Annotated in this window: 12 protein-coding genes and 3 pseudogenes; 10 read left to right on the forward strand and 5 right to left on the reverse strand. The window is 40.5% G+C overall.

The window, feature by feature from the left end; genetic code table 11:
* Positions 1–167 precede the first annotated feature (167 nt).
* The 3 genes from MTN97_RS02015 to MTN97_RS18070 all read right to left on the reverse strand — a co-directional run bounded on the left by MTN97_RS02015 (position 168) and on the right by MTN97_RS18070 (position 3,432).
* Complete coding sequence (locus MTN97_RS02015; RefSeq protein WP_248473554.1) at positions 168–2,696, reverse strand: TonB-dependent receptor plug domain-containing protein; 2,529 nt, start codon at positions 2,694–2,696, stop codon at positions 168–170.
* Between the two features lie 270 nt (positions 2,697–2,966).
* Positions 2,967–3,290, reverse strand: a complete 324-nt coding sequence (locus MTN97_RS02020) for a transposase (RefSeq protein ID WP_282447284.1) — start codon at positions 3,288–3,290, stop codon at positions 2,967–2,969.
* Between the two features lie 73 nt (positions 3,291–3,363).
* Positions 3,364–3,432 (reverse strand): transposase, encoded by a 69-nt coding sequence (locus MTN97_RS18070; protein WP_409418102.1) that lies wholly within the window; start codon positions 3,430–3,432, stop codon positions 3,364–3,366.
* On the opposite strand from MTN97_RS18070, the pseudogene MTN97_RS02025 reads away from it, so the two are divergent.
* Positions 3,419–3,812 (forward strand): annotated as a pseudogene (locus MTN97_RS02025) (two-component system response regulator); the annotation flags it as partial. The gene MTN97_RS18070 and the pseudogene MTN97_RS02025 overlap by 14 nt on opposite strands.
* A 78-nt stretch (positions 3,813–3,890) precedes the next feature.
* Entirely contained in the window at positions 3,891–4,910 is a 1,020-nt protein-coding gene (gene hemH, locus MTN97_RS02030) for a ferrochelatase (protein ID WP_036983660.1), read from the forward strand.
* Positions 4,911–5,059: 149 nt separating this feature from the next.
* On the opposite strand, the gene MTN97_RS02035 is transcribed toward hemH, so the two are convergent.
* The gene (locus tag MTN97_RS02035; RefSeq protein WP_248473555.1) at positions 5,060–6,217 is read right to left on the reverse strand and encodes a benzoate/H(+) symporter BenE family transporter; all 1,158 of its coding nucleotides are present in this window, start codon (positions 6,215–6,217) and stop codon (positions 5,060–5,062) included.
* A 318-nt stretch (positions 6,218–6,535) separates the two neighbouring features.
* Between MTN97_RS02035 and MTN97_RS02040 the strand changes: the two are divergent.
* From MTN97_RS02040 to MTN97_RS02060, 5 genes and pseudogenes are all read left to right on the forward strand, one after another.
* Positions 6,536–6,907: pseudogene (locus MTN97_RS02040) on the forward strand (M12 family metallo-peptidase); the annotation flags it as partial.
* Positions 6,908–7,285: 378 nt separating this feature from the next.
* Positions 7,286–8,602, forward strand: coding sequence for a DUF5666 domain-containing protein (locus MTN97_RS02045; RefSeq protein WP_248473556.1), 1,317 nt, complete (start codon positions 7,286–7,288; stop codon positions 8,600–8,602).
* A gap of 141 nt (positions 8,603–8,743) precedes the next feature.
* Positions 8,744–9,277, forward strand: coding sequence for a PepSY domain-containing protein (locus MTN97_RS02050; protein WP_248473557.1), 534 nt, complete (start codon positions 8,744–8,746; stop codon positions 9,275–9,277).
* On the forward strand, positions 9,277–9,966 hold the full coding sequence (locus tag MTN97_RS02055; protein ID WP_138627733.1) for a response regulator transcription factor: 690 nt from the start codon (positions 9,277–9,279) through the stop codon (positions 9,964–9,966). Before MTN97_RS02050 ends, MTN97_RS02055 begins: the two co-directional genes overlap by 1 nt.
* Positions 9,959–11,287, forward strand: a complete 1,329-nt coding sequence (locus MTN97_RS02060) for a sensor histidine kinase (RefSeq protein ID WP_248473558.1) — start codon at positions 9,959–9,961, stop codon at positions 11,285–11,287. Before MTN97_RS02055 ends, MTN97_RS02060 begins: the two co-directional genes overlap by 8 nt.
* A gap of 39 nt (positions 11,288–11,326) precedes the next feature.
* Here the strand turns inward: MTN97_RS02060 and MTN97_RS02065 are convergent.
* Positions 11,327–12,548, reverse strand: a pseudogene (locus tag MTN97_RS02065) (alkaline phosphatase family protein).
* A 153-nt stretch (positions 12,549–12,701) separates the two neighbouring features.
* Here MTN97_RS02065 and dgt point away from each other — a divergent pair.
* The 3 genes from dgt to MTN97_RS02080 all read left to right on the forward strand — a co-directional run bounded on the left by dgt (position 12,702) and on the right by MTN97_RS02080 (position 16,751).
* Entirely contained in the window at positions 12,702–14,165 is a 1,464-nt protein-coding gene (dgt, locus tag MTN97_RS02070) for a dGTPase (RefSeq protein WP_248473560.1), read from the forward strand.
* A gap of 93 nt (positions 14,166–14,258) precedes the next feature.
* A complete protein-coding gene (locus MTN97_RS02075; protein WP_248473561.1) occupies positions 14,259–15,740 on the forward strand; it encodes a hypothetical protein in 1,482 nt (493 codons plus the stop codon).
* A 162-nt stretch (positions 15,741–15,902) separates the two neighbouring features.
* Complete coding sequence (locus MTN97_RS02080) at positions 15,903–16,751, forward strand: substrate-binding periplasmic protein (RefSeq protein ID WP_248473562.1); 849 nt, start codon at positions 15,903–15,905, stop codon at positions 16,749–16,751.
* Positions 16,752–17,044: the final 293 nt, after the last annotated feature.

Below are 17,044 nucleotides of genomic sequence, written 5' to 3' on the forward strand. Positions count from 1 at the left end.
AACAAGGCGAAATTACGCGTCAATAGCTCGCCTATTGCAAGTAAATTCAACGTAGTTAGCGCTGTAAATAGCTGCTTGAGATAGATTTATTATCCAGAGTTCAGGTTAAATATATTTTAGCCATAAAAAAAGCGCCGTTTATAACGGCGCCTATTTAGCTTATAAAATTAAAAACTAAAGCTTACTTTTGCATAGTAACTACGGCCATCAAAACCGTATGGTACGGCACGTAAAGGGTATTTAAATGCCCCATTTGAAATAGCGTTTAATACTTCATCATCGCCTAATTCATCCGGTGTTTCATCAAATACATTGTCTGCACCTACCGATAACGCAAACATATCGTTAATTTGATAACTTACATTTAAATCCACTAATACGGCTGATTCTACCGTACTGGTTGCTTTAAATGAGCCATCTGTTGCAAGTTCAATATGGTCATTACCAAAGTACTTCACATCGGTTTCGCCAAAGTAATTAAAGCGGATCATTGAGCTATACGCGTCACGCTCATAATCAAACGTTAGCGTTGCGCGTTCGCCCGGCTGCCCATCAGTTAAAAAACTACTTTGAATATCATCAAGTGCTACATTTTCAGGAATACCCGGTGCTGCATTAACACTGTCAATTTTAGTTTCATTTAAATTACCAGCAAACGTAGCAGAGAAATTACCGCCATATAAATCGGTACGGTAGGACGTAATAATGTCAACACCCTGCGTTGTTGAATTCACTGAGTTTGAAAAGTAGTTCGCTTGTACTGCACCCGTTGCCTGTAGCGCGGCAACTGCATCAGGACTAAATGCCACATCATCAGCCGATAACAAGCTGCCCAGTGTAATACGGTCTTCAATTTCTACACGGTAAAAATCCACAGTTAACGATAAATCGCTCGTTACATCATAAACAAAGCCTGCACTGTAGTTCGTTGATGTTTCAAGCTTTAAGTTATCAACGCCTAATGCAGCTGGAAAGGCAGAGCCTGTTGTTGCTGTAAACGACTGGCTTAACGTGCCGTCAGAACCTAAGTTAGTGGTAAACGCAGTGTAACCGCTTTGCTGTAATGATGGCGCTCTAAAACCTGTTGATAACGCACCACGTACCGCAAAATCATCGTTAAATTCATAACGCGTGGCTACTTTACCAATTATGTCGTCACCCGCATTAGAGAAATCTTCGTAACGAAGTGCTCCGCTAACATTCCACGCATCGGTAACCATGGTTTCTGCGTCAATATAAACGGCGTAGCTATCGCGATCACTTTTATTTGATGCTTCAGGGCGAAGGCCGTTGTAGGCTTGAAAACCACATTGTGCAAATTGATTCGGATCGTTCACTGATGGGTATGAAGTATCTGTGTTAGCAGCGCCACACGCGTATGAGGCTTCTTCACCGGGTACAATTTCATAGTTTTCTTTACGGTATTCAGCACCAATTGATACGTACACAGGCTCACTGCGGCCAATATCAACAATCCCGTTCACATCCGCGTTGAATGTTGTTTGGTCAAACCTAAAGCCACCCGAATACCCCTCAGTTGGTCCTGCATTTGCAGCAATATCGGCATCACTTGCACCTGGGTTATTAAATAAATACTCAGCAGCATAAGAGGCATTTAATGTATTGCGTGATGTAAAGTCGTATTGGTTTTCACCATATACCGCCGATACATCGTAATTCCAATCAGGGTTAATATCGCCTCTAAAACCAATTGAAACAGAGATATCCTGTGCTTCATTGTCTATTTGCGGTAAAAATCCATCGCTATAGACTTGAATTACGTTTTTAGATGCTTCATTAAAGTTACGATAAAAGCCGTTACCTAGTGCAGTACGCTCGGAGTAACCACCAAATGAATAAAGCTCACCCTCACTTATTGGCAATGTCATATTGTAAAATACCGAAGTAAATTCACTCTCTGCATTACCTTGCCCCCAACGAACTTCGTCCGATAAAGTACCTGGTGCGACATTAAGCGAACCTCCAGTATCTCGCTCGGCACGATTGGTTTTATCTGCATCGCGGTACTCAAGCGATAAATTAATAAAACCACCTTCGTTGCCTAGTTCAAAACCACGATTTAAACCTGCAGAAATTGTTTCCCCATCGCCTTCTGCCGTTTTACCGTATTGCACATAACCTGTGGTTAAATCTGTTGAGTTATTAAGTGATAAATTGATAACCCCCGCAATCGCATCTGAGCCGTACTGCGCCGCCGCACCATCACGTAAAACCTCAACCCCTTTTAAGGCAATAAGCGGGATCGCATTCATATCAGTCCCCGCAGAGCCACCGCCCACGGTACTAGTTAAACCAAAAATAGATTGATTATGGCGGCGCTTACCGTTGACTAAAACCAGCGTTTGATCTGGCTGTAAACCGCGTAATGTTGCTGGGCGAAATAAATCGGAACCGTCAGAAACTTGTGTACGAGAAAAGTTAAACGATGGCGCTGTCGCTTGCAAGCTTTGCCCAAGCTCGGTAAAGCCGCCTTTGTTTAAATCATCCGCGTCAATTAAATCAATAGGTGATGACGACTCTGTTGCTGTTCGGTTAGAAACTCGCGACCCTAACACAGATATTTGCTCGATATTCTTTTCAGCTTGAGCAGGCGCTTCTTGTGCATTAACCACACTTGGTGCACTGAAAGCAAAAGCAACCGCTACTGCCAAGGTGTTTAAACGATATGTTGACATAATGATGACCCTGTTTTGTGTATTCTTATAATATGTGTGGGGTATATTCCTGCATCCCATTGCTAACATCCTAGCAACATACACAAACAAAAAGAAACAGAAATTTGATAAAATTAGCATAAGAATGCAAATAGCTTTAAAAACAGGAAAATAACACCTATAAAAGCTCAAAATACAACCAAAGTTGCAATTTAATATCACACCACCTAAGGTTAATACAATGTTAACATTGAGATTTTATGCATAATTAACCTCAGATCTGCATAAGAATTAAAGCCGAGTCACTTTTATACTCGGCTTTTTAGCCTGAAAAGTATAGGCAATTAATCCAGCCATTAAATTAACCATAAATGAGATGCCGCTGCGGTGCCTTGTGTGGTCTATTTGAGCCATATTTTTCAGCTGGTCGAACACTGTTTCAATGATGAAACGCGTTGATAACATCGCTCTATCCCAAGATGATATTGGCTGACGTTTCATATTACGTCGTTGACCTGTAATAAAATCAATCCCTTGCTCAGCAAGTTCCGCTTTTAGGTTTGCAGATACATAACCTTTATCTGCGTATAAACTACCTGTAACCTTATCGACCATATCTAATATCGGCTGTCTATCATCAACATTCCCAGCTGTCTATCATCAACATTCCCAGCTGTCACTTTTACAGCTAATAACCCCCTTCATCATTCATGATGAGGTGAAGTTTAAAGCCATAAAACCAGCCTATTGGTGCTATGGTGTTTAGTGTTGCTCGTGACTATTGGGGAGGGTTACGAGCAAAGTGAGCCGTTACTTACAACAAAACAACGCCATCAATTTGCACTCAATAGTATTAAATCAAACAGTGGCAGCTTATATCATCCGCGTATTGTCGATGCACTTGAAGCCAGCCACGCTAAACTCATCGCCTCTGACAGCTCTATTGGTTCAATAAAGGTGATGAGCGCACAAGAACTCAAAGAAAATATGACATTGGCAAACTCACTGCACAGCCATACAGGTATTATGCTTTTGCCTAAAGGACATATTTTCAATACGAAATCGATTGTTAAGCTAGAACAACTCGAAGCCAAAAAGCCAACTCCGTTTAGAATTATGGTTAAAACGGCTAAATGATTGATCTAAAATACTCTTTTATTCGTTATACTAAGCCATAATAGTTACTTTCAAATATATTGCTTGAAGGAGCACACAGTGTCGCGATTTTCTGCCGTTACCGATAATCCCCACGACGGGCGTTTTAACCAAAAAACAGGTATTTTATTAACCAACTTAGGTAGCCCCGATGCCCCCACAGCAAGCGCGTTACGTGTTTACTTACGTGAGTTTTTGTCAGATCCGCGTATTGTAGAAATACCACGTATAGTGTGGATGATAATTCTCCATGGCATCATTTTGCGTATTCGCCCAAAACGCTCAGCTAAATTGTATAAAAGCATATGGACCGAAAATGGCTCGCCACTGACCCACATTACACGCCAACAAAGCATTAAATTAAATGCCTTATTAAAACAGCACGGCTATACCAACACCGAAGTGGTTATGGCGATGCGCTATGGTAATCCATCAATCGAAGCGGGCCTTGAAGAGCTCAGAGATAAAGGCTTAACCCGTATTATTGTGTTACCACTTTACCCACAATATTCAAGTCCAACCACAGGCTCAACATTTGATGCCGTGGCAAATGTATTAAAAAAATGGCGCTGGGTGCCAGAGCTACACTTTGTAAATGGGTATCACAAAAACCTAACCTACCTAGAGTCGCTTGCTAACAGCATTAGCGAAGATTTAGAAAAACACGGCATGCCACAAAAAATGGTGTTTTCATATCATGGTATGCCTAAACAGTTTTTAGATAATGGCGACCCCTATTACTGCCTATGCCAACAAACCACGCGTTTAGTGGTAGAAAAGCTAGGCCTAGATAAAGACAAAGTGATCACTACTTTCCAAAGCCGTTTTGGTAAAGCTGAATGGTTAAAACCTTACACAGATGCAACTCTTGAGAGCTTACCTAGCAAAGGAATTAAAGATGTGGCTATTATCAGCCCTGCCTTTAGCGCCGACTGCCTAGAAACACTTGAAGAATTAGAAGGTGAAAACCGAGAGATTTTTGAAGAAGCCGGCGGCGAAAAATACCGTTATATAGCAGCGCTTAACGACCGTGACGATCACATCGACGCCATGTTTGATGTGTTAAAACCTATGCTTTAAAGGCAGCAAAGAGCAGGTGTTAGGGATCAGGTTTCAGGCAGAGACTAGCCAAGCGCGATGGTTGACGGTAGGTGGGAGTTTACCTCGCGCGCACAGTGCCAAACCCGTTGCTCGACACCCGAACCCCGCACCTAATAGCTTCCCTAAACCTAGCGATTACGTGTCACTATTAATGTGATTGCTCCGGCAATTATTCCCCAACAGGCAGAGCCCACCGACCATAAAGTTAAATCTGAGGCCGTGACTAAAAAAGTAATAATGGCTGCTTCAGTATATTCAGCACTATGCAAAGACTGCTGCAAACTATTGGCAATAGTGCCAAACAAAGCAATACCCGCCAGCGCCAATACTAAGGCCTGTGGCAGGCTTGCCACAATTGCCACTAACATAGCCGCACATAACGCCATAATTATGTAAAACACGCCACCAGCAATACTTGCCCAATAACGCTTATCAGGGTCTTTATCGGCCTCTTCGCTCATACAAATAGCCGCTGTTATGGCTGCTAGATTAATAGAATAGGTACCAAAGGGAGCCGTCACACAATTTATTAACCCGGTCACAGTTAATGACGATGATATAGGCGCCTTATAATTATGCGCTTTCAAAATAGCGAAACCGGGTAAGTTTTGTGAGGTCATAGTGACTATATATAAAGGAATACTTATACTTACAAATGCCTGCAAACTAAAGCTTGGTGCAATATAAGCAAAGCTGCTTGCCTGCCACTGCACGGTGCTGGTATCGATATTTCCCATATACCAGGCTAAAAATATACCCGCTAACAATACACTTAGCATTGCAAAACGAGCAAAAAAGCGCTTGCCAATAAAGTACACCACCACCATTAAACCAATCACCAATGGCATGTCGTTCATAAAATTAAATACATCAATACCAAATGTGACTAATACCCCCGCTAACATAGCACAGGCCAGTTCACTGGGAATACGGTTCATGATTTTTTCAAACCAACCGGTAATGCCAGACACCAGCACCAATAAGGCTGATAGCATAAATGCGCCTATCGCTTCATGTAAGTTGTAGCCCTGGGCACTTGAGATCAGTAATGCTGCACCGGTGGTCGACCATGCAATTAAAATGGGCACCTTATAATAAAACGACAGCACAATAGAGGTACCGCCCATTACTAGCCCCAGCATTAATATCCAGCTTGCCACAAGTTCAGGTGTACCACCTAAGGTGATCACCACTTGATAAATCAATGCAATAGAACTTGAAAAACCAATAATGACCGCAACAAGTCCTGCCATAATTCGACTAAGTAACTGATCAGTCCCTGCCATAATTCCCTCTTTTAATAGGTGTTTAACGATACAACATACTTTGCCTATTTATACTTTGCAATTAGCCCTTTGAATAATGAAAAATGAGCACGTTACTAAAAAATTTTATTGGTCAGTTTTACTTGTCAAAATCGGTGTGATTTAAAAAACATGCCACAGGGTGCGCCATTACTACAAAAAAACCATCCTATTAAACCCAAAAAATACCTAAAAAAGGTAAAGTAAATACTTACAATAAGTTATAAAAAAGCAATTGCCACTTTATGGTTGCAATTTAAATTTGATCTAATTCTTTTTTAAGATAAAACTTAACAATTACTAGCATGGGTTGGTCAAGGTACGAATGGCAATTTATACAGCTCAATGAGCAACCGTATGTATTCAATAACAGCCGTTGATTGTGGAGCAACAACGTTCGTACATGAACTGGGTCATAACCAAGGTTTAGCGCATTCTCTTAAGCAAGGCGATACAAGCGGTGGCGTATATGTTGATGGCATGGGCCACGGTGTACAAAATGAATTTGCCAGTATTATGGCCTCCCCACATGTGTTTGGTAGTGCAACTCAGTACGATTATTTCTCAAACCCAAATTGAAGCGTAAACAGCATTCCATTTGGTATGACCAACCAAGCATATGGTATTCGTACTGTAACCGATACAAAAATAAGTATTGCTAACTTTAAATAAGTAACGCAAACAGTAACTAAAGTGAGCCTACAGCCTATTTTTTAATTATTTCCCCTTAGAGCGTATTTGCGCTCTTTTTTATTTAACCTGAACTCTGGTTAAGAGATTTACTAACGTATTGAATCAAAAATAATATTTATGTTTATTTTTCTCTAGCCAGAGATTTCCAGTGAAAACAAGGCGAAATTACGCGTCAATAGCTAGCCTATTGCAAGTAAATTCAACGCAGTTAGCGCTGAAAATAGCTGCTTGAGATAGATTTATTATCCAGAGTTCAGGTTATTTAGTTTAAACATTAACAAAATTTAATGTTACGTCCACCTTTACAATATTTGGTAATAAGTACACTTACCCCATATAAATAACTAGGAGTAAGCTATGAATAATTCACTAATTAAAAGTACTGTTAAACTCATTTCTTTATCTGCAATTTCACTTGCGTTGTGTGCATGTGGCAGCAGCTCATCAAGTAATAAAACTAATGTCATTTCTAAGGTTAATAACTTTCCAAGCGTTATTATTGGCCAAGTATCTGAAGTCACAAGTAATGCAATTACCATAAACAGCCACACAGTGCCTGCAAGCTCTGCCAAGGTAGAGCTAGATGGCAACAACGCCAGCCTTTCAGACATAAAAGTAGGTATGTACATTGAAGTAGAAACCAACGGCTCGCAAGCAACTGAAATAGAATACGATCCGCTATTAAAAGGCCCAGTGTATATTGATGGCGATACCCTAAGCATTGCAGGCATTACTTTAAATAATGCTCAAAACACAAACTTTAGCCAAGGTGAATTACTTGAAGTAAGCGGATACATCGACTCAACGAATAGCATTACAATGACTTACCAAGCAGTAATTAGTAACAGTCAAGAAGAACTTGAATTACTAGGAAATATAAGTAATTTAAACACACAATCTGGCACTTTTAATTTAGGTAACCTACTCATTAACTACCAACAAGCCGAGGTAGAAGGTGCGTTAAATAACGGCCAGTTTGTAGAGGTAGAAGGTGTTTTAAATGAAGGGCATATTATTGCAACAGAGGTAGATGCCGAGCAAAACCTTAATTTTAATGATGACACGCAAACAGAGCTTGAAGGCGTAATCACCTTTGTAAATAACGATGAAACACTAATAACTATCAACTCAAAATGGCAAGTTGCTATTAATGATCAAACTCAATTTGAAGATGGCACAGCCACTAATTTAATCACCGGCCAATGGGTTGAAGTAGACGCTCAGTGGCAACAAAATAACAACCAATTGTTAGCCACAAATATTGAATTTGACAGTAGTAACACCGAGTCTACCGTAACAAATTATACGTTTTCAGTATCAGGGCAGGTCTCGGTTAGCGACAACATCGCTACTATAAATGGCAATAACTTTACGCTTACTAATCAAACACGTTACGAAGATGGCTTAACTGCACAAACTCTAAACGGGCAATGGTTGGAGCTTGAAGGCACTTACAACAACAGCCAAGCTCTTATTACTGAGGCCGAAATTGAAGAAAACACCAGCACGCTACACTTAAAAGGCAATGTTACATTAAATACAAATAACCAAGCTGAAATATGGGGCTACATAAGTGAAGATAGCTCTCTATCGCAATTTACAAACCAATACGTAGAACTTGAGTGCCAGTGGGTAAACACTAACCAAGCAAGAGCCTGCGTACTAGACGATTAAATACAATAAGTTATATTTGACTTTGCAAAGGGCCTGTTTGCCTTTCGCGGTAACATGCCCTACTAAAGTTAAACATGTCCTTAAGTTTATTTGATAAACTAATTTGCATTAAAATAACGTTCAAGCCACAAGAGCCTATTTATGAAATATATTTTATTAAGCGCGACCCTTTTTGTTAGCGCATTTTGCCAAGCAAGTAACCCTGCCATATTTAATAAGCTTAATACAGCTAAAGCTCCTTCGGCTCAAAGTATTTTAAATAAAATAGAAACCAAGTATGCCAATCAAGGTGTAATTGTGGAATTTGAACTTGAGTTTGAAAAAGGCATTACAGTTTACGAAGTGACTTTATTTGATGAGCAAAATAAACGCTTTATTGAGTTAATCGTTAACGCACAAGGTAAAGTAATTGAACAAGAATACGAACAGCCAGAACTTGACGAAGAAGACGAAGTAGCCGCAGCCAAGATAATGAAGCAAAAAAACTACCGCATGCATCAACTGGTAAAATCAATAAGCCCAGCCCCACCATATTACTTATTAGAGTCGCAATTAGAGCAAGATACTGGCATAACCTATCTAGTTGCTACATTTATTACAGAAAAAGGCAGACACAAAAAAGCCATTGATTTAGCCACAGGTAAAAACTTACCTCTGCTGCAATGGGGTAATTAATGAAGCTGCTTTTAGTCGAAGATGATAAACAAAATCGCGAATTTTTATATAAAGCATTTAACGAACAAGGCTACACTGTAGATACTGCAGCCGACGGCCAACAAGCATTGCTTATGGCTACCTGCGAAGAACACGACATAATAATACTTGACCGTATGTTACCAAAACTCGATGGACTACAAGTACTAGCAGCACTTAGAGCAACCGGTAAAAACACTCCCGTACTTATACTTTCAGCACTTGATAAAGTAGATGAAAGAGTTACAGGTTTAAAAGCCGGTGGAGATGATTACCTTACCAAACCTTTTGCGTTTTCTGAGCTTGCAATAAGAGTAGAAAAACTCATAAAACGTCCTTCGCAATCCACGCAAAAAACAACCACCGTAGAATTTGAAAATGTAAGCCTAGATTTTCGCCACTACAAAGCTCAAATAAACGGAAAACCGCTAAACTTACAACCAAAAGAATTTAAGTTATTACACTTTTTGTTAGAACATCAAAGTAAATTAGTTACTCGTACCTTATTGTTTGAATCAGTGTGGGAATACCATTTTGACCCAGGCACCAACGTAATTGATGTACATATTGCTAGGCTTCGTAAAAAACTTTTACAGCATAACGCCCATGTAAACATCGAAACTATACGAGGTGTAGGCTACCGCTTACAAAAAGCGCACGCCAATGAATAACAAGCATTCATTATGGTGGCAATTTAACCCACGGGTAAGCTCGGTTTGGCGCTTAACCCTCGCCTTTGCGACCATTACCTCTGTGGTATTGGTTTTATGTATTGTGCTTATTTATCAGTTATTACTTGGAGAGCAAACACGCCAAGTAGAAAGGCAGTTAAACGCCGAGCAAGTGCGTATAGAGGGGCTAGCTAATAAATTTGATAAAGCCTCGTTTTTTAAGCAACTTAATGTTTTTAGAAACGAAGGCGATATTTTAATTTTTTGGCAAAACGACGAAACTCAAAGCCAAGGGTTGAGCTTTTTTCCAAACGATATACCTAAACTACCAAAAACCGTTGAGTTTCCAGTACTCGATACGCAGCGCGGCCAAATACGCTTATTAACCACAGGCATAGTAAAAACAAAACACGGCAAAGTAGTTATTGCTACAGCTACTGAGCATTTAAGTCGCTTAATTACAGAGTTTAAAACCATTGCTACATGGGCGTGTTTACTTAGTTTAGTACTCACATGTGTATTTGGTTATATATTTGCTAGACAACATTTACGCCGCGTAAATTATTTTAATAACGTGGCCGAGCAAGTACAAAAAGGCGATTTATCGGCGCGAGTAGTGCATAAACAAAAAGGTGATGAATTTGTTACTTTAGCCAAGCATATCAATACCATGCTACAAAGCATTGAAGAAAACTTTGCTTTAGTACAAGGGATTACCGACAACATTGCCCACGATTTAAAAAACCCGCTAACCCGCTTGCGTTTACATTTAGAAAATGAAGCCATTAAGCAACCAAGCCTAGGCATAGCAATAGAGCAATTAGAAAGCGTATTACATACCTTTGATGCCATGCTAAAGCTAACACGTTTAGAACATGGGCAATTTCCACTAAAATTAGAGCCCGTTAATGGCTTTACTTTAATGAGCGACATAATAGATATTCTTGAACCCACAGCAGAGCAAAACCAGCAGCACATAATACTGCATAAAAACCACGAGCCTATTTTTGAAGGAGACAAAAACTTACTGTTTCAAGCATGTTATAACTTGCTACAAAACGCCATTAAATATGCAGGTAACCACGCTAAAATTACAATAACGCTTTCTAAAAGCAGTATAAAAATTAGCGATAACGGTAAAGGGGTAAATAAACAACAGCTAAGCCAGTTAACCAAACGCTTTTACAGAAGCGACCTTGCAAGGCAAAAAGACGGCTTTGGATTAGGCCTTGCCACTGTAAAAGCTATTTGCGATCGCCACCACTTTACACTTACCCTGCAAAGTGATGAAAACGGATTTAGCAGTACTATTAGTCATTAACAAATAGAGTAAGTTAAAAGCCTAAAAATGCGCAGCTAATTAATGCACTGCTATTTTTTTATTTAATAGCAGGCATTAACGCTTTGCCATCGCTATCCACTTTACTCATTAGCTTTAAACCCATCACCTTAGCAAGCACAGGGTAAATATCTAAATTATTCACTCGTTCAATGCTCACCCCTTTTTTAAACGCCGGCCCGGTAGCAATAAATGTTGCTGCCATATCATCGGTATAGGCATAGCCATGCGTTCCTAAGTACGGCGCTTTAGTACCGTTACTAAATACCGCAGGCGCATTGGTTTGCACCACAATATCACCCACTCGGCTCCCACTATTATAATGGTAGCCTTCAAGCTGCTCGCTACTTAAAACACTATAACGCCCCTTAGCCGCTTTTTGTAAGCGTGCTTTATACGCGTCAATATCTGCATTTTTAGCATCGCTTTTAGTATAAATAAGTAAACGAGGACCGGTATTTACAATAATAAAATTATCATCTTTAGGTAAACTGCTAACAATAATGCTTTGCTCAGGATCAACCTGTGCCATGCCATGATCAGAAACAATTACTAAGTTTATATCCTGAGATAATTTGCTCAAGCGAGTACGTAATTGCCCCATTAAGGCGTCTAACTTATGAACAGCGTCACGTGTTTGTACTGCATCTGGGCCAAACTCATGCCCCATACTATCAACCAGCGAAAAGTAACTGGCTACAAAGCGTGGGCGCTGCGCTTGAGGCAAACTTAACCATTGTACAATTTGGTCAATTCTGTCTTGGTAATCACCTTGTTTAGAATAATGAAAATAGTAATCAGGCGTCATACCATTAAAGCGCGCATCCGACTCAGGCCAAAAATACACCGCCGATTTCAGCCCATGCATTTTTACTAAATTCCAAAATGGAGTACCACGCACCCAAGTACTGTCTTTTTGGCCTTTTCCCATGCTGTAGCATTCATTATTGCGCGCTTTGTCACAAAATTTATTGTCAACAATACCGTGGTTAACGGGTAGTAAACCAGTAATCACCGAAATATGATTTGGAAACGTTTTAGTAGGATAAACAGGCTGCATTTTTTGCGCTCTAACCCCTTGCTCAGCCATTGCTTTTAAATTGGGTGCACCGTGCTTTTCAATATAATCCCAACGCAAGCCATCAATTGAAATCATCACTACAGTTTGCTCTTTGGCTGCAAACGCATTACTCATCCCTAATAAAAGGCAAAAACAGACTGCCTTTGTGATCCACAACTTCATTTTAAACACCTATAGATGTATGTTAATTTTATAAAAAATAATACTAAAGCAAGTTGTTACTTTATGATACATGCTGATAGATTAAAGATGGCTCACTAAAAAATATAACTGTGCACTTAATAAGAGCCCAACGTGCAAAATTAAAGGATTGCCATGATCGACTTCAGCAGCAAAATCACCCCAGCGCGTATGCAGCGCACGACGGCCAATTTACAAATGGCGCTTGAGAGCGATCGTGGCCGAATTATTAATAGTGCAGCCATTCGTCGGCTGCAACAAAAAACCCAAGTATTTCCGCTTGAACGCAATGCAGCCGTGCGCTCGCGCCTTACTCACTCATTAGAAGTACAACAAGTTGGTCGATTTATTGTGCAGCGTGTTTTTGCCAACTTAAATTACCAACAGCAAAAAGAATATGGTTTATCAGGCTTAGAACGCCCGCTAGAAACCCTAGTAGAAATGGCCTGCCTAATGCACGATATTGGTAACCCGCCATTTGGTCACTTTGGCGAGGCCGCCATTAATAATTGGTTTAATGCTAACTTGGCCAGTATTACGCCTGAGCGTTGCCAAACAGCCAATAGCAGTATAGGCGTTATTTTTAAACATTTAGCGCAAGATATTTGCAGTTTTGAAGGCAACGCCCAAGGCATACGTATTATTCACTCATTGCTGAGCCTAAATTTAACCTACAGCCAAAGTGCGGCAATTTTAAAGTACACCCGCCCTGCCAGCTTAGCGAAGCAAGATATCCCACAAAATAAAAACTACATTATGAAAAAAGTGGGCTACTACTACAGTGAAAAAAGCTTTGTAGAGGCACTGCAAACTGAGCTCAAAATGGAGCCGAATTGCCGCCACCCAGCCAGTTACATAATGGAAGCCGCTGACGATATTTCTTATTGCTTGGCTGACATAGAAGATGCGGTAGAAAAAGACATTATCACCACACAGTTATTATGCGAGCAACTAAAAAAGCAGTATCAAAAAGCATTAATTAACCTTGCTCTTAACGACACTCAACACCAAAGCTTTGTGGACGACGCCATAAACTACGCCATAGAACGGGCACAAGCACAGCCCTTTAATTTTAATAGTGAGTTTTTTATTTATTTACGCGTGTCATTACTGCACCCGCTAGTAAACCATGCCGCAAAGCGCTTTATTGAAAACATAGAGCCAATTTATCATGGCGACTTTAACCATGCATTATTAGAAGATCGCAGCTACCTGCATGCAGCAACCCAAGCGCTCAAACAAGTCGCGCTTGAGCATGTATTTTCGCACAAAGAAGTCGAAAAACTCGAACTGCAAGGCTACCGTATTATTAATGGCCTACTCGATTGCTATAAACCTTTGCTGCTTTTGAGTAGCGATGACTTTAAACGTGCATTGCATGGCGACAACCGCTTATTAATAGAATCGAGACTCGTTAAAAAGCTCTCTAAAAAGCATTTAAGTAGCTATCAGCATGCCATAAATGCGATGCAAGAAGAGCCCGATCATTTTGCCGCCTATGAATTTTATTATCGCTGTCGGTTAATTCAAGACTACATTAGCGGTATGACCGACCAATTTGCTTACGACGAGTACCGAAGCTTAATGGTAATTGACTAATTTAGGCTTAGCGCGCGAAATTGCTAAGCCCTAGATAATTTTTTACTTTACGCTTAAAATTAGTGCATTGATGCTTAACCGCTTTTGAGTTTTATGAAACCGTTACTGAGTTGCTTACTTTTTTGTTTTGCTTTGTTTTATAGTGCCAGCAGTGCCGCTTATAACGAAGCTATGTGTATTCTTATAAAACAAGAAATGCAGCAACACAGCAATAATAAAGCCAGCCGTAAATACCGTAATGCTGCGCGAGACTTTGAAAAAAACTGCAGTGTTCCGCAAGCGGCACGCACTTTGCCAGTAGCAAAGCCTAAAACGCAGCCGGTTATTGAACAATCGACCCCGGAGGTTGTAAAACCACAACAAATAGAACCCACTTTACAGCCAACGTTGCCAGACGCTGCAACTGAGCAAAGTGCAACTGCACCCCAAAATAATGTAATCGAACAAAGCGCCACTCAAACTATAGAGCAAGCTAAAAAAAATGCCTCAGTAGCATCAACCACAACAGCACCTAATGAGTCACAAGTCAATGTAACAGCTGCGGCTGCACAAAGCGGCGCTTCTGAAAAAAATGCACAGCCCAGCAAAATACCGGCCAGTGAATTATCAAACACTGAGGAAAATACGCAACCAAAGGTAAAAAAAGCCACCGTTGAGCCTGCACAAACCGCCGTACCTATCACTATAAATACCAGCGAGCAAACAGCCGTTATTGCCTCTTCTATTCCCAAAGGGGCTAATATAATCTCGCTAGTATTACCAAGTGTGGCACTATTGTTAATTGTGGTAATTACGGTTGTGGTATTAATGCGCCTGCGCAATATTAAGCAAAATAAACAAGTGGCTGATACTGGCATACCATTGCAAATGCCCCCAAGTCACGACAATGATCAAACTCACAGTGTTGTTACTGAGCCGATGGTGACTGGCTCTGATCTGCAAAACCCAGCCGTCGAAAGCAAGGGTAAAGAGCCTGATTCTCGTCGAGTTAATACAGTGAAAATAAAGTCGGAGCCTAACACGGCAGAGTTTGAAGCAGCTGCTAAAGCAACTTTAGAGCGGATAAAAAATGCAACAGAGTTTGCCGAGCCACAAGTAAGAGATTTTGACCCCGAAGCCAAACAAAGCAAAATACAGCGTAATCCTATAAATCAGCCAATCAAAAAGGGTCAACATGAAGCGCCTATAAAGCTTTCAAACAGCGCACCTAAACCCATTGCACCCCATCAGCCACAAGCTGATTTTCATCCTGCAAAAACGCAGCGTTCATCATTAAGCTCAACCACTGAACACGACTTTAAAGAGCCAGAAGTACGCACTTTCGATCCCGACGCGCCACTACCTACTAAAAAAACACCGGTAACGGCAGGGCAAGTAAAGGTTGCCCCTGAAGAGCCAAGTACGCGCGATAACTCACCACAAAGCAGCAATCCATTTGCTAATTTATCGCTTGATGAAAGCTGGGATCCAAATTCACCACAAAAACCAAAAATAGAAGAAAAAAAACGCGCGCCTAAATCACAAGCACTCATCGATGCAGAAGAACGCGCAAAAAAAATGCAAACAAAAGAATAACGCGGTAACATAAAAATACTTAAAATAAGTCTGTAAACCGACGGTATAGCCCTTAAGCTTAGATTCAGTTAAAGCCTTTAAAATAGTTTATTTTTTAAGCAGCATTCAAAGCCGCTTTATATCCAAAAAGGGTATATTTAATAAAAGGAGAGACTTATACACATGAATGTTATGTTATCAGCTAAAGTAAGATACCGTATCTATATCGCATCTTTCTTGCTGATGGCTTTTACCAGTCATTACACGCACGCAATTGAAGCAATACAACCCTCAAGCAAAGCGGCTAATCACCATGCTGCTTTAAATATAAGTTCAGGCGAATGGCCGCCTTTTTTAAGCGAATCGCTGCCTCACAAAGGCGTGGTTGCGCATTTAATTACCGATATATTTGCACAAGCTAACATTAAAGTTAACTTTACCTTTTTACCGTGGCCGCGTGCTTACCACGACACCATTAATGATAAATACGCAGCCACTGCCGTATGGATGTTTGAACAACAACGTGCTGAGGATTATTTTTACAGTGAGCCAGTGTTAAACGAGCGTTTTGTATTTTTTTATCATAAACAACGCCCTTTTGATTGGCAAAATCTAAACGATTTAAAAGGCTTATTACTAGGAGGTGGGCTTGCCTATAGTTACGGCAAAGAGTTTGATAAAGCAGCTGATGAAGGCTTGTTCGATATGTCGCGTGTAAGTACAACAGAGCAAAATTTTCAGCGTTTAGCTATGGGCCGCATTGATGCCTTTGCCGAAGAGCAAAGCGTAGGCTATCACATATTGGCAGGTCAACTACCTACAATAAAAAATGCCATTGTGCATCACCCAAGGCCACTATTAATCAATAAAAGCTTTGTGATGTTCCCTAAAAATAACAAACACAGTAAACAGCGGCTTGAAATTTTTAATCGGCAATTACTTAAATTTAAACAAAGCGGCCGTTATCAAGCCTACTTTGATGCGTTAGATAATGGCGCTTATCAACCCACAAATAGTGCTCTGGATGACTGACCTACAGGCGCGGCTTTATGCAGCGCGTTTTATGTTTGGAACGCGGGTTTCGGGCTACGAGCTACGGGGGGATGGTAAAACCTAACCCCTGTTTTTATATTTTCTTATTACCCCTCATTGTCTTCTCTTTGTGCAAACATGTTTTAAGTGATTTATTCACAAAGAGGGCAAAGAGACACTGCGCTGAAAGAGGAAAAACAAGCCAACTACTATCCTGTAGCAGCGATTTTATATCGCGTCAGGCCTAGGTCATTAAACACAAAAACGCGGGGTAAACCCGCTGCTACGTGGTG

Source organism: Pseudoalteromonas sp. 2CM36K (assembly GCF_023161865.1).
Classification (GTDB): domain Bacteria; phylum Pseudomonadota; class Gammaproteobacteria; order Enterobacterales; family Alteromonadaceae; genus Pseudoalteromonas; species Pseudoalteromonas tetraodonis.